This window comes from Haloactinopolyspora alba (assembly GCF_003014555.1).
GTDB classification, from domain to species: domain Bacteria; phylum Actinomycetota; class Actinomycetes; order Jiangellales; family Jiangellaceae; genus Haloactinopolyspora; species Haloactinopolyspora alba.
In genome coordinates this window covers 24,517-41,924 of record NZ_PYGE01000028.1, presented here as the reverse complement: position 1 = coordinate 41,924, position 17,408 = coordinate 24,517, and the positions used below count along the sequence as shown (strand labels likewise).

Here is a 17,408-nt window from a genome sequence, read left to right as displayed (position 1 = left end):
GGGACGTACCACCGTTCCCTCAAACCCGAGGGCGCACCTTACAAAGGCGAGTGCACCCGGCTCGACTCGATAACGACGCCCCCCGGAAAACCATTACCCGGATCGTCGCTGTGACCTGAGAAACCGGGCGTACTCCACTACTTGCCGCCGCTGGTCGTCGTCCAGCTCGTCGTATGCACCAATAAGTACCTCATGGTCAGAGTCCAGTTCCGTGTAGGTGGCACGCACCTGGTAGCCCATGGACTCGATGGCTGCAGCCTCGAGCTCACCCGGGTCGACGTCGAGAGCGCGCGCGATCGCGGTCAGCCTCGAGCGGGTGCCCTCGGTCAGGGCCTTCAGTTCGGTCGTGGCGAGGGCGTGCACAGTCGAGACCGGCACGCCCGCCTGTTTCGCCACCCATTCGTACGGCACCGGGCGGCCGTCAACGCCAAGCGCCTCCCGCCGTTTCCGTATCAGCGCGTGCAACGCGTTGTCGGGCATTTTCCAGGGGTCCTTTGATCGTGCGAAGCGGGCTGGCTTCGTGCGGAGGAGACGTTACTAACAGACTGGTCACACTTCCAGCGATCCTGGAAATTTCATCCAGCAACGATGGACATCGGAGATCCTTGCAACGTAGCGTTTAGCCGAACTTCCCCGGCCGCACCAGGACCCTCCGGAGCCCCCGCAGATGCCCGTGACCTCCTCTCATGTCCACAACCGCGGCGACGTACTGGCCGCCGCCGACCAGGCCCTCACCGAGGCCGCCGAACACATCCGGACCCTCTCGGCCCCGAGCATGCTCGAGGCCGGATCGACGTCGTACGGGCCGCGTTCCGACCGGCGAGCAACCCAGGTGCACGCACCCATACCGATCAACCTGGACGTGCTGGACTACCTCACCCTGGCCGAGTCCGAACTCTCCGACCTCGTGGGCGAGGTCCTGGGCTCCACCGGCGGCCACGGCGACGCCCTCGGCGACGGGGGAGTGGAACCGCCGGCAGGCGCGATCGACGCGGTCGACGTGATCCGCCAGCGCCTTCCCGACGCCCCGGATGACGTCGTGGCCGAGGTCGCCGCGGCCGTATGGCGGCTCACCCGCACCGGCAGCCGCCTCGTGGGCGATGAGAGCAGCGGCCCGACTCGTGGCCGCTGCACCTCGTGCGGCCGCCGGTCCGTCGTGCCCCACCCCAGCAACCCCGGCCGTTGGCTTTGCGCGTCCCGCGCCTGCCGCGACACTGACCAGAACACCACCGCCGACCCTTCCCCAGCCCGTGAGTGAGCCGACGCCTCACACCCACCGAGAAGCGCCTCCGCACCATCAGGGAAAGCCAGTGGCAGACCCTCGTGGAGAACATCGCCCAGGCGTACGGGTGGATGCGCTACCACGCCCCGGACAACACCCCACGCACCGCGGCGAGCGGCCGCCGGTACGTGCAGAACGTCAAGGCCGGCTGGCCCGACCTCGCGCTGCTGCACCCGCGCCGGGGCCTGTTCATGGTGGCCGAACTCAAGACCGAGACCGGTCAGGTGAGCGACGACCAGGCCGAGTGGCTGGCCGGATTCCGCGCCGCCGGCATCCGCGCCGAGATATGGCGGCCCCGCGACGAGGACACCGTTAAGGCGGTACTCGGCCCTCAGGCCCTCGGCTGGGAGAACTGGCCCACCCGCGACGACCCGATCGAGGCACCGTGACCACCGTCGAAGGTCAACATCTGACGCTGGTGGACGCCTACGCAGCCGCGCACTACTTCGGCGTCGCGCCAGCCACCGTCCGGCAGTGGGTCCGCCGGTACGGCGTGAAAGAGCGAGGCCGGGAGAAACGGCGAGCACTGTACGCGCTCGAAGACCTGCTCGATCTCACTCCAGGCGGTAACTGAGCTGGAATCGCCTAGGCGTACGTCTAGACACACGCCTAGGCAGTGGGTAGTGTCGCTTGTGTCAGCACAACACCACGCACCCGGGGGGTCGCATGTGACCCCCCACCCCCTGAACACCGGGAAGGGCCTCCCATGCAGCTCACCGCCACCTCCGCCACGACCGCACCCGAACCAGCCGAGCTGGTGATGCCCGACGGCTACACCTACGCCAGCTTCGAAGCCACCCCCGCCGCACGCGCCGCCGTCGAGGCGTGCCCGACCTGCCAGACCGGAGGGTTCGCACCCCGGCACTGGCCGTCGCCCCGCTGCGGCGGCGGCAACAGCCCCGGCAAGCCAATCCGTCCCCACTGCGCCTGCGACGCGTGCTTCTGATGCGCAGGGTCCCCGTACACGACGTCGAGGTATTCGCCGACGCCGAACTCCAACCCCGCAACCCGTGGGGCTGGCAGTGCTTCACACCCGGCTGCGAGGACGAACGCGCCGGATACACCACGTTCGAGGCCGCCGAAGAAGCCGCGGACGCTCACGCCAACGACACCGAAACGGAGGCCTGACATGGCAGGCGAGACCGTCCTCACCATCGTCGGCAACCTCACCGACGACCCCGAGCTGCGGTTCACCCCCAGCGGCGCGGCCGTCGCGAATTTCACCATCGCCTCGACACCGCGCACCTTCGACAAGCAGAGCAACACGTGGAAAGACGGCGACGCCCTGTTCATGCGCTGCTCGGTGTGGCGGCAGGTCGCCGAGAACGTCGCCGAGTCCCTGTCCAAGGGCATGCGCGTCATCGCCCAGGGCCGGCTGCGGCAGCGTTCGTTCGAGACCCGCGAGGGGGAGAAGCGGACCGTCGTCGAGATGGAGCTCGACGAGATCGGCCCCGCCCTGCGCTACGCCACGGCGAAGGTCGCCAAGACGCAGCGCAACGGCGGCAGCGGCGGGTACGGCGGAGGCGCGCAGCAGGCCCCGGCGGCGGACCCGTGGAGCAGCCAGCCCGCCCCGCGCCAGCAGGGCGCGGACCCGTGGGGGACCGGCCCGGGCAGCACCCCGCCCGAAGAACCGCCGTTCTGACCCCACCCCAAGACCACAGGCAGGCACCCGGCCCGCCTGTAGACGCCCAAGGAGGGCAACCACTATGCGCAAGATCATCACCCGCACCGCCACCGCGCTCGCCGGTATCGGACTCGCCCTCGGCGTGGCCGCCACGGCCGCACCCGCCGCCCAGGCCAACGAGGGAGGGGAGTGGGTCTGCGGTCCGGCGTACGTCGGCGAGCTGCCTGACGGCACTCCGATCTACTTCGGCTACGAGTGCACGTGGGAGCCGGACGAGTCCGAGCCGGTGACCCAGCCCGCGACCGTCACGTTCGCGACCGCCAGCTGACGGGCCGCCCATAGACGCGGTGGCGGCGGGTGCCGGCCTCTCCACCGGCGCGACATGGAGCCCGCCGCCACCGCCCCCCGGGGTCAGCCAAGAACCCCGGTGTGAACGAATCTCCGCAATCGTCTAGACATACGTCTAGACAGTCGGGTAGTGTTTCTCCTGTCAGCACAACTGCACCACTTCCCAGGAGGACACCATGACCGACAGCACTCCCGTCCCCGGCCGCGGCACCGTCGTCACCGACACGGCCAGCGGCCAGTGGGGGACCGTCGACAGCATCCAGGGCGACCGCGCCTACGTCCGCGGTCCCGGCAACGCCCCGCTGTTCCTCGCCCGCCTGGACAACCTCAAACCCGGCTCCCCGCACCCGGCCAAGAAGGTCTACGTCGTGGAAGGCCGCGATCACGGTGGTGCCGCGTGGCAGGAGATCGTCACGTTCGACACCCGCGAAGAGGCGCACGACCACCGCCGCCAGCTCACCTTCGGGTGCAGCCAGCACTACCGCGTCCGTCCCCGGATCATCTCGGCCTGACACAGGCCCCGGCGGGGGTCGGGTGACAGCTTCCCCCCCCACCCCGACCCTCGCCGGCCTCAACCCAGGGAGGACCCCATGAAGCGTCCCCGACTCCGCCGCCGCATCCAACGCCACCACCTCGCCGGCCTCGTCCTCGGCATCGCCCTGTTCGTATCCAACCCGCCAGACGAGCCGCCCACACCGGCCGACGCCCCCGCGTCGCACGTCTGCCAGGAGGCAACCTCATGACCACCAGCACCCAGGACCCGCACGTCGCCCCGTCCGCCGACGCCGCCGTGATCGCCGTGGCCCGCGCCAAGGTGTCCGAGGCCCGTGCCCTGGCGGCCGCGGCCGAGCGTCGAGCCCACCTCGAGCGGAACCGCCGCCGCCAGGTCGAGCGGTCCCTCGACGCGGTGCTCGACGCCGTGCACTCGACCAAGGTGGTCACCGCCGGGAAACATCCCGGCCGCGACACCTTCAACCTGATCAAGAAGCGCGTCGACGAGGCCATGGACGAGCCGACAGGCGAGAGCACGCCATGACCGCCGCCAGCACCCGCGACCGGGGCCCGGAAACCCGTCCCCGGTCCGACGTGACCGAGACCGTGGCCCAGCTCCGCGAGCTCGCCGTCACCCACGCTGAGGGGAACATGCTCCGTGTCCGCGAGAACTACGAGGGCACGGTGATCGCCAACCACTGGGTGCCTGACGGTCGGTGCCGGGCATGCAGCCGGCCGTCTCGGCCCTGTTGCTACGACGCCGAGGAAGTGGACGACTGCACGCGTGTCCATGCACCGGAGCCGGTCGCCTGGCCCTGCCCCGTGCGTGTCGCGGCAGATGCCGCACTGGCCCACCTCGACACGACGCGAGAGGATGCCTGACCATGCGATGGCTGTTCAAAGCCCTACGGGTCAAGGGCGACGTACAGGCTGCGTCCCGTGGCCCCAGCGCGTACGCCAAACGCCGCACCCGTCGAGCCGCTCACCGCGGCCTGGCCCGCTTCCTCCGGAAGCTCTGAAGGCCCATGTCACGTCACGTCACCCCGCCGAGGGCCGTCCTCAGCGGGGTGACGGCTGTTGTGTGCCGTGTGGCGTGACGTGACACAGTGGGCGAAATACCATCGGAGGTATATCCTGTGGATGTGTGGACGATCATCCAGCATCCCGACGTCGCCGAGTGGCGGAAAGGTCTGGACGAGGCCGACGCCGCCCTCATGGCCGACGCACTGGACCGCCTGGGCCAGGACGGTCCAGGCCTCGGCCGCCCGGTCGTCGACACGATCAAGAACAGCCGCCACCACAACATGAAAGAGCTTCGAGCACGCACCATCCGCGTGCTGTTCGTGTTCGACCCCAAGCGACGCGCCATCCTCCTGGTGGGCGGCGACAAGCGAGGGGAGTGGAACCGCTGGTACAAGACCGCCATCAAGGTCGCGGACACTCGCTATGACGAGTGGCTGGAAGCGATGGAGGAGGAGGGACGATGACCACCAACGCCGCCGACACCACACCCCGGACCGCCGATGGCCGTCCGTGGGTCGTGTACCACCCGGAGGAGGCCAAGCGGGACATCAGCCCGGAGGCCCTGGCCGAGGCCCGGGCACAGCTTGACGCCGAGGTCGCCGCCTACCACCTGGCCGAGATCCGCAAGGCCCAGGGCCGCACCCAGACCGAGCTGGCCAAGGAGATGGGAGTCAGCCAGAAGCGCATCAGCATCCTCGAGTCCGCCGACCTGGCCCACACCGAGGTGGACACCATCAGCCGCTACGTCGACGCCCTCGGCGGCCGCGTCCGCCTGGTGGCGGACTTCCCCGGCCACACCGTCACCATCCGCTGACCCCGCCTATACTCGGGACCGACGCTGGCCGCTTCGGAGCGGTCGGAAGGGGGCCGAGGACCCCGGGGGCATACCCGGACCTCGGTACGCCGGAAAGGCCCCCGCGCCACACACGGCGCGGGGGCCTTTCTGCGTTCCGGGGGACCTGTCAGGCGCGGCGCGAACCGAGAACCACCGCGCCGAGTTCGTCCATCAGCGACGCGCCGAGCGCGCCCGTCCGGCGCGCCCCGACTCCACCGGCGAGCGCGCCACCGGACACCTCGACGAACCGCGCCGGACGGACCGGCGCGCCCGCAGCGCGCCGGTCACTGGACGGCGTGCAGACTACTGCGCCGTTCCTCTGACCAGCGGTCGTCGCAGTAGGCGCGCAGCTTCCGCGCCTGCCCGTCCGAGCATCCGAGGTGCCGCGCCAGCTCCGGCGCGCTCGGCCTGTCGCCGCTCTCGGCGCGCCGCGCCTGGTACCACTCCCACGCCTCGGCGCGCTGATTCCCGCGCCGCACCGGAGCCTCGGCGCGGTCCGGTTGGAGCGCGCCATCGGCCTCCGCGGCCGCGCTCGGCGCGGCCTCCTCGACGGTCGGCGCGGGCACACTCGGCGCGCTCTCGTCGACGCGCTCCGCGCCTTCCGCGGCCGCCGGCGCGGTCTGGGGCTGCGCCTCCTGCGCCGGCTGCTGTTGCTTCCGGGTCGCCTTGACCGCGCTGCGTCGCGCCGCTCGCCGCGCCGCGCGTTCCTGCGCCTCGAGCTGTCGGTCCTCGTACGACTCGGCCACGGCGCGCAGCGCGGTCACCCGGTCCAGGAGCCGGAGGAGGAGGTGGAACGTAAGCATCGAGCTGACGGGCGGGACCGCCGCGACGAGCTGCGCGGCCAGCAGCTCCGGAGCGTGGCCGACGTTCCCGGCGATCGACCCGGCGAAGTACGCCCACAGGGCGAGCAGCGGCCACGACGGCAGCGGCAGATGCCGACCACCGATGGTGATGCCCCGCCGGCCGAGCGCCCGCTCGAGGAGCAGCGCCACCGCGAGGACGATGGTCACGGCGTCCAGCACGAGCGGGAACGCGATCGCGAACGACTGGTCGAAGCCGAGTTCGAGCCCGTACTCGTACAAGGCCCGGTAGCTGGTGACGAACGACAGCCCGAACAGTGCGGCCGTGATGACGGCCAGAGACCACGGGCCAGCCTTGAGAAACCTGGGGTGGATAGTCGCGCCCTGCGCGTCTGCCACGGTCAGTACCCCTTCCGGGTGAGCCATTCTGCGAGCGCTTCCTCGACCTGCGCCGTCAACGTGACCCCCGTGTCGACGCGGTAGCGACCGGCCCGCTTGTGGAGCTCGGCCGTGATGTTGATGTTGAGCGCCCTCGTCTGACGCGGCGGTTCGGCCGGACGTCCGTCGCCCTGGTCCGATCCTTCGCCCATCGGCGGGCCTCCTCGATTGTTCGTGTCGCATCAGTGTAGACATGTAGATGTGTAGATATCTACATGTCTACGATCTACCCTGTTCCTAGTGAAGGTGCCCGCGCCCCGGTCCGCTTGGAGGCACGCCGGGGCGCGGGCTGACAGAACACTCCGAGACCCCCGGAGGTCTGCCGTGGCACAGCCTACGGTCGTCAAGCTCGCGCCCGACCGTTCCGACCCCACCCGGTTCACACCCGACCAGCGCCGCGCCAAGGCGCGCGCCACGACGGCGCGCGCCGCCCGCGCCACCGGACGAGGTTCCGTCCGCGCCGGGCGCGCCACCGCGCACGGAACCGCCGTCGCGAGCCGCGCCACCGGGCGCGCCGCATGGCGATTCCGCGCCGAGCTGGTCCCGTACACCGCCGGGCACGGCCTGCTCGGCCTGACAGCCGTGCACCACATGGCGGCCGGCGCGGCCGCGCAGACCCAGGCGCTCGGCGTCTACGGACTGCCCGCCGCCGGCGCGGCCGTCGTCGCGTACCTCGCCGCGAAGCGCGGTGGGGAACGCTCCCGCGCGGTCCTCGGCGCGGCCGTCGGCGCGGCGCTACTCCTCGCCTGGGCCGCATGGGTCACCGCCACCGGCCCGTCCTGGCCCGCCTATCTCGTGCTGCTCGTCCTCGCCACCGCGGTCGGGGTCGTGTACTGGCCGTGGCTGCTCACCCGGCGCGACCCGCGCCACGTCGAGGTGAACCTGCCCGGCCACCTCGTCCCGGACGCCGCGCCCGCCGTCGAGGACCCGTTCAAGCCCCTCGGTCTCGCGGGCGCCGCCTGGGCTGGCACCCGCGAGCGCATCGCGTCCGGGTACGCGCAGACGCTCATCCTGCCGCCCGGGAAGAACGGCCGCACCGTGGCCGACACCAAGGGCCCGGACCTGGCGGGCATGCTCGACGTCGGCGTCGACGACGTCGAGGTGCTGGAGGACACCCGCAAGGCATCCCGCGTCCGCGTGCTCGTCCACACCAAGGACCTGCTCGCCAACCCCACCCCGTGGCCCTGGCTCGGCAGCAACCGCACCGACCTGTACGACGGCATGCCCCTCGGCCTCAACCGGGCCGGCGACCTCACCCCGCTCAACCTGATCGAGCGGCACGTCCTCATCGCCGGCGAGTCCGGCTCCGGCAAGTCCAACGTGCTCAGCATGATCACCGCCGCGGCCGCGCTCGACCCCTGCGTGTCCCTGTGGGGCCTCGACGGGAAGATCACCGAACTGCCCGGGTGGCGGCCCCGCATGACCGCCTACGTCGACAGCAACCCCGAGGCAGCGCTCGCCCTGCTCGACGACCTCCGCCGCACCATGGCGCGGCGGCAGCGCATCCTGCGCGAGCGCCGCCACCGCAACGTCCAGCGCGGCGACGACCTCGGCCTCATCGTCCTCGTCATCGACGAGCTCGCCCGGTTCACCCTCGAGACCACCGCCGAGACCGGGCAGAAGTTCATGACCGCGCTGCTCGACATCCTCCAGGTCGGCCGGTCCGTAGGCGTCATCGTCGTCGCCGACACGCAGCGCCCGTCCGCGAACCTCCTCACCGGAGACATGCGCGCCGGGTTCACCTACCGCCTCGCGATGCGGATGTCCGACGGCGACGGCTCCCGCATGGCCCTCGGCGACGGCGCGGGCGTCAACGCCGCCACCATCGACCCCGAGCGGCGCGGCCTCGGCTACCTCGCCGCCGGCACGGCCCGCCCGAGGTTGATGCGTGCTTTCTTCGTGCCCGACGACGACCTGGCCACCCTCACCGACACGGCCGCGAAGGTGCCCGCCCCGGACCTGCCCGGCATCACCCTGTCCGAGACCGTCGCCTCATACGACCCGGACGACACCCTCGACGACGACCGGCCCGACCTGGCCGCCGTCCCCGACACCGACCACCCCACCGTCGAACCCGTGCGGATGCAGCGCCGCTTCCCGGACGGGCACCCCATCCGCCAGCAGGACGTCACCGTGTGGGACGCCCTCACCCGCCACCCGGACGGAGCCACCATCGAACAGCTCCAGCTCGACCCCGCCATCGAGTTCACGTCCCGCCAGCCCCTCGCGGACCGGCTCAAGGCGTGGACCACGGCCGGCTACCTCGAGCGCATCGAGGGCCGCCCGCTGCGGTGGCGTCGCCTCGACCTCGCGCCCGACATCGAGGCCGGGTGACCGCGTGCTCGCCCACACCCACGCCCTGACCGGCGCGGCCGCATGGCTCGCGCTCGCGCCCGTCGTCCACGCCGACCGTCCCGCCGAACTCGCCGGCGGGACGGTCATGGCCGCCGGCGCAGCGCTGCTCCCCGACCTCGACCACCACTCCGGCACAGCCGCCAAGACCTGGGGACCGATCACCCGCCTCATCGGCCGGGTCACCGCCTGGGCGTGCGGAGGGCACCGCAAAGGCACCCACACCCTCCTCGCGGCCGCGGCCGCCGGCGGGGTGACGTACCTGGCCGTCAACCACGCCGGGTGGGCCGCCGTCGCCGTCGTGGCGCTGCTCGTCGGACTCGCCCTCGTCGCCTGTGAAGACCTCATCCCCGGCCGGTGGGAACGGTTCTGGCCCGCCAACCTCGCCGCGTCCGTCGGTCTCGCGTTCGCGGCCGTGGCCACCGACCTCGACCTGACGTGGCTACCCGCCGCCGTCGCCATCGGGTGGGCCGCGCACCTAGCGGGGGACTTCGTGACAGACGGAGGCGTGCCGCTGCTCGCTCCGCTCACCAGTCGCCGGTTCCGCCTCACCTACCTGAACACGGGCGGCAGGTGGGAGACCGTCGTCGCGTGGACCCTCACAGCCAGCATCGCCGCGCTCGCGGCCGCGACCATCGTGACCATGCCGGAACCCTGGACGACAGCGTGGCCAGACAACCAGCAACGTCTAGACAAACGTCTAGACGGCATGTAGTGTCTTCCCTGTCAGCACAACTTCCCCAGGAGGACAGCATGCCCCAGCTCGAAGACCTCACGCTGGACGACCTGATCCGCGAGTTCAAGCGCCAGCGCTGGATCGCCCTCGAGAAGCACGCCGACGGGCGCGACGCCACCGGCAGCCTCACGAAGGCCGTCGCCCTCCGCGACCGCATCCGCGAGCTCGGCGGCAAGGTCCCGTTCTGATCCAACCCACTGTGGCCCGCACACACCGTGCGGGCCACAGTCATCACCAGCACACCAAACCCGGCAGACGGAGACCCACGATGACCGAACGCGAACGGATCACCACCACCGCCAACACGTACGACTGGCACAGCCTCCAGGACGCCGACGGCCTCACGATGACGTTCAGAAAAGGCCCCCGCACCCTCACCGTCGTGTTCAACGAGCGCGAGCAGGTAGAGACCGCCCACATCGGCGACAGCCAGACGATCGGCGTCCACGGGCACAAGGCCGACCAGATCGTTCTCGAACTCACCACCGAGCGCGCCGGAGTGGTCGAAGTGCTGGACGTGGCGGCCCAGGACATCCAGGAAGGCGACGTCATCCACCACCGAACCGGCAACCGAACTGTCACCAGCACCCAGAACCGGCCCGGACACACGACGATCTTCACCGACGCCGGCACAATCGAGACCAGGCCCACAAACGTGCACACCGTCGAACGACACGCCCACTGACCAGCACATTCGCGCAACGGCTCGAACATATGTAACAGTTCATTCCCGACGGGCGATCTATGCCCACACAGCCCCCGAGCGCCAACCCGCTCGGGGGCTTTCTCATGCCCGCACCACTGCGTGGCACCCCAGGACCCCGGCCGTCCCGCCCTCGAGGGGTCCTGGGCGGGACGGCCGGCACACCCACCGCCCCGGAGGACGAACCGTGCTGCTCACCGTCGTGATCCTCGGCATCGCCGTCATCGTCTGGCTACTGCACCTCATGCAGCGCGACATGTCCGAGCTCGTCTACGCGCTCCTCGACGTCCACCCCGACGACGGAGACGACGGCTGGCCCGACGACCCGGACGACGACGCCCCGGACGGTCACCACATCCGCCCGCTCGACCCCGCGAACGTGGACCTCCACACCGCCACCGAGCGGACCCTGCGCTACGCCGAACACGCACGCCCCGGAGTCCGCACATAGCCCGCCGGGCACTGACCCACGTCAACACCGAGACCCCTTGACACCCCGGGCCCTTGACAACCGGGACCGGAGGCGAGGGAAACCACCCATGGCGAAACGCATCACGAAGGCCCGCCGCGAACGCATGGCGCAGGTGCTCGACCTACGCGAGGCCGGCGGCTCGTACCGGGCCATCGCGAAGCAGCTCAACATCAGCCACGAGCAGGTCGCGCAGGACCTCTCGGACGCCCTGACGGAGATCACCCGCGAACCGGCCGAACGGGTCCGCGACATGGAGCTCGACCGGCTCGACGCGATGCTCCTCGGCCTGTGGTCGCGGGCACGCCGGGGCGACCTGGGCGCGGTCGACCGCGTCATCAAGCTCATGGACCGCCGCGCCAAGTACCTCGGCCTGGACACCCCGGACTCGAGCTCGTCCACGAACGCCGTGGCCACGCTCCTCGACCAGCTCATCGGAGATTCCACCAGTGACGCAGACCCCGGAGCATGACCTCGCCGTCGTCGACTTCAACGTGACCGAGCTGGCCCGGTACTACCGCAACCCCCGCCGCGGCGACGTCGACGCGATCGCGGCGTCCCTCGCAGCCAACGGGCAGTACCGGCCCATCATCGTGAACACGGGCCGCCAGACCGGGCGGCCGCTCGAGGTGCTGGCCGGTAACCACACCCTCGACGCGGCCAAGCAGCTCGACTGGTCGACGGTGAAGGCCGTCACGGTGGACGTGGACGACGTGTCGGCCGCCCGGATCGTGGCGGCCGACAACCGGACGTCCGACCTCGGCACGTACGACAGCGAGGCGCTGCTCGCGCTGCTCACCGAGGACCTGCCTGACCTGGACGGCACGGGGTACGACGACGACGCGCTCGCCGAGCTGATGCGCAACGCGGACGCGGACCCGCTCAACCTCGACGACGACGAGGACGACGACCGTGCCCCGTCCACCGGGGAACGCCTCGCCCTCGCGGACGTCACATTCGACGACCCGGCCACCGAGGTCCACCGCGGGCAGGTGTGGCGCGTCGGCCGCCACACCCTCGTCATCGCCCGGCTCCGCGACGAACACCACCTGTGGGCCGACCGCCTCACCGACGGCACCGTGTTCGCGCCGTACCCGGAGCCGTACCTGACCACCACCACCGAGGCCCGCGAGACGCCGTTCCTGCTCGTGCAGCCGAACCTGTTCCTCGCCGGGCACCTGCTCGACAAGCACCGGGCAGCGTTCCCCGACGAGACCGTGGAACTCGACGCCGGGGCCACCGCATGACCCGGCAGCTACCGGACGGGGTGAAGCCCACCAGCGGCGGGAAGTACGACCCCGACGCGACGTGGACGTACTTCCTCGCCGGCGACATCGACCACATCGCGCAGAGCCAGCAGCCGCACGTCCTCGTCGCCGTCAACGAGATCGAGAACGACAAGGACGCCACGATCCTCGACCGGCTGTGCGACGAGCGCGCCGTCCTGCTCGACTCCGGCATCTTCAACCTGGCCATGTCGCACGCCCGGGCCCACGAGGTGTCCCACGACGACGGCCTGTCGATGCCGCCGGAGGAGATCGACGGGTTCGACGACCTGTGGGACCGCTACGCCCAGATCGTCGACCGGTACGCCGACCGGCTGTGGGGCGTCATCGAGCTGGACCAGGGCGGCGTGGAGCACAAGCCGCGCACCCGCGCCCGCATCGAGACCGAGCTCGGCATCACGCCGATGCCCGTGTACCACCCGATGCTCGACGGCTGGGACTACTACGACACCCTCGCCGGCGAGTACGACCGGCTGTGCTTCGGGAACCTCGTCAAGGCACCGGCACCCACACGGATGCGCCTCGTCTGGACGATGGCCGAGCGCGCCAAGGCGTACCCGTACCTCTGGACCCACCTGCTCGGCGTCTCACCCAGCCCGACCACCCTCGCGATGCCGTACCGCGGCTCGTGCGACTCGTCGTCGTGGCTGACCGGGCTGCGGTGGCTCAAGTCGTGGCACTCGTGGGCGCTGCTCGACCACTTCGCCGACTTCCCACCCGACATGTGGTACTCGCGGGACGAGTACGAGCGCGGCGTCCAGATCATCAGCAACACGGCCATGGCCGTACAGCACACCATCGACGCCGCCCGGGAGGACACCCACCCATGGCCGTGACCATCGGAGCCCGCGTCACCGTGCCCGGGCTGCACAACTGGCCCGACGCGCACGGCGACCGGTCGTACTTGCGGTGCGCGCACCGACACCTGTTCCACATCGACGTGGAGGCCCGGGTCGGACACGACGAACGCGACGTCGAGTTCCACGACCTCGCCCACCTCGTCGACACCGAGGCGCGCCGCCTCGGCCACGACACCGACACCGGCCTCGTCGACTACGGGGCGAGGTCCTGCGAAACGCTCGCCCGCCAGCTCGCCGTCGCGCTGGCCCCCATCGTCAACGTCGCGACGGTGCGCTGGTCCGAGGACGGCGAGTTCTGGGCCACCATCACGACCGGAGAGGACCAGGACCAGTGACCCTCCACACGGTGACGGTGCGGCACAACTTCGAGACCGCGCACCGCCTCCCGCCGCTGGCCGGGAAGTGCCAGAACCTCCACGGCCACTCCTGGTGGGCCGACATCACAGTCGCCGGCCCCATCGACGAGGTGGGAACGGTCGTGGAGTTCGGCCGCCTCAAGGCCGAGCTGCGCGACTGGATCGACACCCACCTGGACCACGGCGCGATGCTCGGCCACGACGACCCGCTGGTGCCGCTGCTCCGCGACATGGGCTCCAAGGTGTACGTCATCGGCTGGGACGCCTACACCCGCGACCTGTCGTGGCCGACCGTCGAGAGCGCCGCCCTGCTGCTGGCGCGGGTCACGACGCTGATCCTGGACAGCCTGGACGCCTCCGCCGACGTCACACACGTTCGGGTGCGGGAGACCCACGTCAACGAGGCCGGGTGGTCAGCGTGACCGACACACCGACGTTGCCGACCGTGGAGGTCTTCGGCCCCACCATCCAAGGCGAAGGACCCTCCACCGGCCGCCCCGCGACGTTCATCCGCCTCGGCCACTGCAACCTCTCGTGCTCCTGGTGCGACACCCCGTACTCGTGGGACGCCACCCGCCACGACCTCGAGGCAGAGATCACCGACCGGCCCGCCGGCGACCTGCTCGACGTTGTGGCCGCATCCGGCGAGCCCGTCAGCCTCACCGTCCTGACCGGTGGCGAGCCGCTGATGCACCAGCGCCGCCCCGGCATGGCGGCCCTGCTGGACGGGCTGGACGAGCTGGACCAGGACGTCGAGGTCGAGACCAACGGCACCATCCCGCCCACCGACGAGCTGACCCAGCGGCCGCGGGTCCGGTTCAACGTGTCCCCGAAGCTCGCGCACGCAGGCATGGACGAGAAACGCACCCTCCGCCCCGGCGCGCTCAAGCAGTTCGCCGCGCTCGCCCGGGACGGCCGCGCCGTGTTCAAGTTCGTGGCCACCGACCGGGACGACCTCGAGGACGTACGAGACATCGTGCGCCGCTACAGCGTCCCGGCCCGGGCCGTGTGGATCATGCCCGAAGGCACCCAGCCCGGACAGCTCCTCGCGTCGGCCCGCGACCTGCTGACCGACCCGTACCTGCTGCGGATGGGGTGGAACCTGACGCCCCGCCTGCACGCCCTGCTGTGGCCGAACGAGCGGAGCCGCTGATGACCACCACCGCCAACTCGCCGGCCGTGGACGCGGCGGCGCTCATGCTCGGCCAGCTCGGCCTGTACGACCCCGACAGCGACGCCAGCCGAGACACGCCCCGCCGGCTCGTGCAGGCGCTCACCGAGATGACCGCCGGGCAGCACGTCGACCCGGACCGGCACCTCAAGACCACGTTCCCGCCCGAGTCCGACGACCCGGGCCTGATCGTCGTCACCGCGGTGCCGTTCATCTCCGTGTGCGAGCACCACCTGCTCCCGTTCACCGGCACAGCCACCGTCGGGTACCTCCCCAGCGCCGGGGCGCGGATCGTGGGCCTGTCCAAGCTGTCCCGCGTCGTGCAGGAGTACGCGGCCCGCCCGCAGGTGCAGGAACGCCTCGGCCAGCAGGTCGTCGACGCGCTCACCCGGCACCTCGACACCAGGGCCGCCGGCTGCGTCATCCGGTCGGCGCATTCGTGCATGACCCACCGCGGGGCCAGGGCCACCGGCGCGGAGATGGTGACCAGCCACCTCGCCGGTCAGCTCCGCACCGACCCGGCGATGCGGAGCGAGTTCATGGCCCTCACCCGGTAGGAGGCCCGCGTGCTGTCGTCGAAACAGCGGGCGAGCATCCGTGAGGCGACGGCACCGGTCAACATCTGGCACGGTTCCATCCGGTCCGGGAAGACCATCGCGTCGATCCTGCGGTGGCTGCGGTACGTGCACGCTGCCCCGCCCGGGCCGCTCGCCATGATCGGCAAGACGAGGGACACGATCGGGCGGAACGTCCTCGACGTGATCGAGCAGATCGACCCTCGTGCCATCACCTGGCAGCCGGGGGCGCCCACCGCCACGGTGATGGGCCGCCTGGTGCACGTGCTCGGCGCGAACGACGCGAAGGCCGAGCCGAAGATCCGCGGCATCACGCTGGCCGGGGCGTACGTCGACGAGGTCACGCTCGTGCCCGAGTCGTTCTGGGTGACGCTCCTCGGCCGGCTGTCCGTCGACGGGGCGCAACTGTTCGGCACGACCAACCCGGACAGCCCGAACCACTGGCTGAAGACGAAGTTCCTGGACCGCGCCAGCACCCTCGGGTGGCGGGTGTGGCACTTCGTCATGGCCGACAACCCGGGCCTATCCAAGGCGTACATCGACGCCAAGGCGGTCGAGTACACGGGCCTGTGGCACAAGCGGTTCATCCTCGGCGAGTGGGTGTCGGCCGAGGGCGCGGTGTACGACATGTGGGAGCCGGACCGGCACGTCATCCGGTGGGACGAGCTGCCCGTCATGCGTCGCCTGTTCGGTGTCGGGCTGGACCACGGCACGTCCACCACGTCCGCCGGGCTGCTCCTGGGGCTCGGCGGGGACGACTCGCTGTACCTCGTCGACGAGTGGCGCTACGACCGTGCCCTCGTGCAACAGTCCCTGACCGACGCGCAGCAATCCGCGCAGTTCCGGGACTGGATGGAGTCGCGGCACCTGCCCGGGCACGCGCAGGAGCCCCGCATCGAGTGGGTGTTCCTCGACCCGGCGGCCGCGTCGTTCCGGGCGCAGCTCTACCACGACGGTCTCCGCCGGGTGGCGGCCGCGGCCAACGATGTCGGCCACGGCATCCGCACCGTCGCGTCCCTGCTCGCCACGGACAACCTCAAGATCGCTGACCGGTGCGCCGGCTGGATCGCTGAGGCCCCCGGCTACTCGTGGGACACGAAGGCGTCCGAGCGGGGTGAGGACAAGCCCATCAAGACCGCCGACCATTCGCTCGACGGTGGCCGGTACGCGATCGCATCCACCGAGCATCTATGGCGGCGGCACGTCCGCATGGCCGCCTGACACCTGGAACGGAGCAGACCCATGCCGTACGAGGAGATCGGTGACCTGGCCACCTACGTCGTCACCACGGGCGGGGACACCTCGCACGAGGTGCTGGCCGACTCGTGGAAGAACGAGGACGTCGACGGCGACTTCGGCGGCGGCACGGCCTCCGTGACCCGGTTCTACCGGGCCGGGAAGGTCGTCGCCGAGTTCCGGTGGCACGACTCCATCGTCCGTAAGGGCGAGTAACCCCAGCTCAGCCAGGGGTGACAGCTTGACGCCCCTGCCCACCAGCGCATCCACCGAGGAGACCCCATGGACGACAACACCACCAGCGACAACCGGACCGACGGCCCGGACGTGCACCCCGCCACGGCCGCCGTGCTGCGCCACTTCGACTACAGCCACCTGCCGCCGCACCTGGCCGAGGTCTCGAAGCCGTTCCACGACCTCGCGCACCGCCTGGTCGCCCTCACCGGGCCGGAGGTCACCACGAGCCTCGGCAAGCTGATCGAGGCCAAGGACTGGGCCGTCCGCGCAGCCGTGGTCGCGTCCCGCCAGTGACCACCGCCGGCCCTGACGAGGACGGCACCCAGCCGCTCGGTCCCGTGGTCGACGCCCTCGGCATGCGCTGCACCCTCGCGGCGGACGACCTGGTTGGTGGCGCTGTCGTCGTCATGAAGGTCACCGACGTCGACGGGCAGACACGGCTGAGCACCTGGTGGTCGGACGGCATGACCTGGTTCGAGCGCATCGGGATGCTCCGTGTCGCGGAGGCGATCGAGCACCCCACCGACCGGGACCGCGACGGCGACTGACCGCTACCCAGGGGCGTCAGGTTGTCACCCCTACCCG

Annotated in this window: 32 protein-coding genes; 29 read left to right on the top strand and 3 right to left on the bottom strand. The window is 70.9% G+C overall.

What is annotated here, in order from left to right; translation table 11 throughout:
• Positions 1–93: 93 nt before the first annotated feature.
• Positions 94–480 carry a helix-turn-helix domain-containing protein gene (locus tag CLV30_RS24165; RefSeq protein WP_106539812.1) on the bottom strand — a complete coding sequence of 129 codons (387 nt, stop codon included), beginning with the start codon at positions 478–480 and terminating at the stop codon, positions 94–96.
• Between the two features lie 187 nt (positions 481–667).
• Between CLV30_RS24165 and CLV30_RS24160 the strand changes: the two genes are divergently transcribed.
• The 13 genes from CLV30_RS24160 to CLV30_RS24105 all read left to right on the top strand — a co-directional run bounded on the left by CLV30_RS24160 (position 668) and on the right by CLV30_RS24105 (position 5,583).
• Entirely contained in the window at positions 668–1,258 is a 591-nt protein-coding gene (locus tag CLV30_RS24160) for a hypothetical protein (protein WP_106539811.1), read from the top strand.
• Entirely contained in the window at positions 1,255–1,671 is a 417-nt protein-coding gene (locus tag CLV30_RS24155) for a VRR-NUC domain-containing protein (protein WP_106539810.1), read from the top strand. The genes CLV30_RS24160 and CLV30_RS24155 overlap by 4 nt, the downstream gene beginning before the upstream one ends.
• Positions 1,668–1,856, top strand: a complete 189-nt coding sequence (locus CLV30_RS24150; protein WP_106539809.1) for a MerR family transcriptional regulator — start codon at positions 1,668–1,670, stop codon at positions 1,854–1,856. Before CLV30_RS24155 ends, CLV30_RS24150 begins: the two co-directional genes overlap by 4 nt.
• 132 nt (positions 1,857–1,988) lie before the next feature.
• Positions 1,989–2,228, top strand: a complete 240-nt coding sequence (locus tag CLV30_RS24145) for a hypothetical protein (protein WP_106539808.1) — start codon at positions 1,989–1,991, stop codon at positions 2,226–2,228.
• The gene (locus CLV30_RS24140; protein WP_106539807.1) at positions 2,228–2,410 is read left to right on the top strand and encodes a hypothetical protein; all 183 of its coding nucleotides are present in this window, start codon (positions 2,228–2,230) and stop codon (positions 2,408–2,410) included. The genes CLV30_RS24145 and CLV30_RS24140 overlap by 1 nt, the downstream gene beginning before the upstream one ends.
• A gap of 1 nt (position 2,411) precedes the next feature.
• A complete protein-coding gene (locus CLV30_RS24135; RefSeq protein ID WP_106539806.1) occupies positions 2,412–2,924 on the top strand; it encodes a single-stranded DNA-binding protein in 513 nt (170 codons plus the stop codon).
• A gap of 64 nt (positions 2,925–2,988) precedes the next feature.
• Complete coding sequence (locus CLV30_RS24130; protein ID WP_106539805.1) at positions 2,989–3,234, top strand: hypothetical protein; 246 nt, start codon at positions 2,989–2,991, stop codon at positions 3,232–3,234.
• A 196-nt stretch (positions 3,235–3,430) separates the two neighbouring features.
• Complete coding sequence (locus CLV30_RS24125; protein WP_106539804.1) at positions 3,431–3,766, top strand: hypothetical protein; 336 nt, start codon at positions 3,431–3,433, stop codon at positions 3,764–3,766.
• A gap of 78 nt (positions 3,767–3,844) precedes the next feature.
• Positions 3,845–3,997: a hypothetical protein gene (locus CLV30_RS26775; RefSeq protein ID WP_165358774.1), complete on the top strand. Its 153-nt coding sequence runs from the start codon at positions 3,845–3,847 to the stop codon at positions 3,995–3,997.
• Positions 3,994–4,290, top strand: coding sequence for a hypothetical protein (locus CLV30_RS24120; RefSeq protein ID WP_106539803.1), 297 nt, complete (start codon positions 3,994–3,996; stop codon positions 4,288–4,290). The genes CLV30_RS26775 and CLV30_RS24120 overlap by 4 nt, the downstream gene beginning before the upstream one ends.
• Positions 4,287–4,628, top strand: coding sequence for a hypothetical protein (locus tag CLV30_RS24115; RefSeq protein WP_106539802.1), 342 nt, complete (start codon positions 4,287–4,289; stop codon positions 4,626–4,628). The genes CLV30_RS24120 and CLV30_RS24115 overlap by 4 nt, the downstream gene beginning before the upstream one ends.
• A 260-nt stretch (positions 4,629–4,888) precedes the next feature.
• A complete protein-coding gene (locus CLV30_RS24110) occupies positions 4,889–5,233 on the top strand; it encodes a type II toxin-antitoxin system RelE/ParE family toxin (RefSeq protein WP_106539801.1) in 345 nt (114 codons plus the stop codon).
• Positions 5,230–5,583, top strand: coding sequence for a helix-turn-helix domain-containing protein (locus tag CLV30_RS24105; protein WP_106539800.1), 354 nt, complete (start codon positions 5,230–5,232; stop codon positions 5,581–5,583). The genes CLV30_RS24110 and CLV30_RS24105 overlap by 4 nt, the downstream gene beginning before the upstream one ends.
• Positions 5,584–5,888: 305 nt before the next feature.
• On the opposite strand, the gene CLV30_RS24100 is transcribed toward CLV30_RS24105, so the two are convergent.
• Both CLV30_RS24100 and CLV30_RS26770 read right to left on the bottom strand, forming a co-directional pair.
• A complete protein-coding gene (locus CLV30_RS24100; RefSeq protein ID WP_165358773.1) occupies positions 5,889–6,803 on the bottom strand; it encodes a DUF2637 domain-containing protein in 915 nt (304 codons plus the stop codon).
• A gap of 2 nt (positions 6,804–6,805) precedes the next feature.
• A complete protein-coding gene (locus CLV30_RS26770; RefSeq protein WP_165358772.1) occupies positions 6,806–6,994 on the bottom strand; it encodes a hypothetical protein in 189 nt (62 codons plus the stop codon).
• A gap of 172 nt (positions 6,995–7,166) precedes the next feature.
• On the opposite strand from CLV30_RS26770, the gene CLV30_RS24095 reads away from it, so the two are divergent.
• The 16 genes from CLV30_RS24095 to CLV30_RS24025 all read left to right on the top strand — a co-directional run bounded on the left by CLV30_RS24095 (position 7,167) and on the right by CLV30_RS24025 (position 17,371).
• Positions 7,167–9,176, top strand: coding sequence for an FtsK/SpoIIIE domain-containing protein (locus tag CLV30_RS24095; protein ID WP_106539798.1), 2,010 nt, complete (start codon positions 7,167–7,169; stop codon positions 9,174–9,176).
• Positions 9,177–9,180: 4 nt separating this feature from the next.
• Complete coding sequence (locus CLV30_RS26765) at positions 9,181–9,909, top strand: metal-dependent hydrolase (protein ID WP_106539797.1); 729 nt, start codon at positions 9,181–9,183, stop codon at positions 9,907–9,909.
• 38 nt (positions 9,910–9,947) lie between these two features.
• On the top strand, positions 9,948–10,118 hold the full coding sequence (locus CLV30_RS26760) for a hypothetical protein (RefSeq protein WP_165358771.1): 171 nt from the start codon (positions 9,948–9,950) through the stop codon (positions 10,116–10,118).
• An 80-nt stretch (positions 10,119–10,198) separates the two neighbouring features.
• Positions 10,199–10,615 (top strand): hypothetical protein, encoded by a 417-nt coding sequence (locus tag CLV30_RS24085; RefSeq protein ID WP_106539796.1) that lies wholly within the window; start codon positions 10,199–10,201, stop codon positions 10,613–10,615.
• Between the two features lie 205 nt (positions 10,616–10,820).
• Positions 10,821–11,084: a hypothetical protein gene (locus tag CLV30_RS24080; RefSeq protein WP_106539795.1), complete on the top strand. Its 264-nt coding sequence runs from the start codon at positions 10,821–10,823 to the stop codon at positions 11,082–11,084.
• Positions 11,085–11,172: 88 nt separating this feature from the next.
• Positions 11,173–11,574 (top strand): hypothetical protein, encoded by a 402-nt coding sequence (locus CLV30_RS24075; protein WP_106539794.1) that lies wholly within the window; start codon positions 11,173–11,175, stop codon positions 11,572–11,574.
• A complete protein-coding gene (locus CLV30_RS24070) occupies positions 11,552–12,349 on the top strand; it encodes a ParB N-terminal domain-containing protein (RefSeq protein ID WP_205741130.1) in 798 nt (265 codons plus the stop codon). Before CLV30_RS24075 ends, CLV30_RS24070 begins: the two co-directional genes overlap by 23 nt.
• Complete coding sequence (locus tag CLV30_RS24065) at positions 12,346–13,224, top strand: hypothetical protein (protein ID WP_106539793.1); 879 nt, start codon at positions 12,346–12,348, stop codon at positions 13,222–13,224. Before CLV30_RS24070 ends, CLV30_RS24065 begins: the two co-directional genes overlap by 4 nt.
• Positions 13,215–13,583, top strand: coding sequence for a hypothetical protein (locus CLV30_RS24060; protein WP_106539792.1), 369 nt, complete (start codon positions 13,215–13,217; stop codon positions 13,581–13,583). Before CLV30_RS24065 ends, CLV30_RS24060 begins: the two co-directional genes overlap by 10 nt.
• A complete protein-coding gene (locus tag CLV30_RS24055; protein ID WP_106539791.1) occupies positions 13,580–14,026 on the top strand; it encodes a 6-pyruvoyl trahydropterin synthase family protein in 447 nt (148 codons plus the stop codon). The genes CLV30_RS24060 and CLV30_RS24055 overlap by 4 nt, the downstream gene beginning before the upstream one ends.
• Entirely contained in the window at positions 14,023–14,757 is a 735-nt protein-coding gene (locus CLV30_RS24050) for a 7-carboxy-7-deazaguanine synthase QueE (RefSeq protein WP_205741129.1), read from the top strand. Before CLV30_RS24055 ends, CLV30_RS24050 begins: the two co-directional genes overlap by 4 nt.
• Positions 14,757–15,332: a GTP cyclohydrolase I gene (gene folE, locus CLV30_RS24045; protein ID WP_106539834.1), complete on the top strand. Its 576-nt coding sequence runs from the start codon at positions 14,757–14,759 to the stop codon at positions 15,330–15,332. Before CLV30_RS24050 ends, folE begins: the two co-directional genes overlap by 1 nt.
• A 9-nt stretch (positions 15,333–15,341) precedes the next feature.
• A complete protein-coding gene (locus tag CLV30_RS24040) occupies positions 15,342–16,571 on the top strand; it encodes a PBSX family phage terminase large subunit (RefSeq protein WP_106539790.1) in 1,230 nt (409 codons plus the stop codon).
• A gap of 21 nt (positions 16,572–16,592) precedes the next feature.
• Positions 16,593–16,802 carry a hypothetical protein gene (locus CLV30_RS24035; protein ID WP_106539789.1) on the top strand — a complete coding sequence of 70 codons (210 nt, stop codon included), beginning with the start codon at positions 16,593–16,595 and terminating at the stop codon, positions 16,800–16,802.
• 66 nt (positions 16,803–16,868) lie between these two features.
• Complete coding sequence (locus CLV30_RS24030; RefSeq protein ID WP_205741128.1) at positions 16,869–17,117, top strand: hypothetical protein; 249 nt, start codon at positions 16,869–16,871, stop codon at positions 17,115–17,117.
• Positions 17,114–17,371 (top strand): hypothetical protein, encoded by a 258-nt coding sequence (locus CLV30_RS24025; RefSeq protein ID WP_106539788.1) that lies wholly within the window; start codon positions 17,114–17,116, stop codon positions 17,369–17,371. The genes CLV30_RS24030 and CLV30_RS24025 overlap by 4 nt, the downstream gene beginning before the upstream one ends.
• The last annotated feature ends 37 nt before the right edge of the window (positions 17,372–17,408 follow it).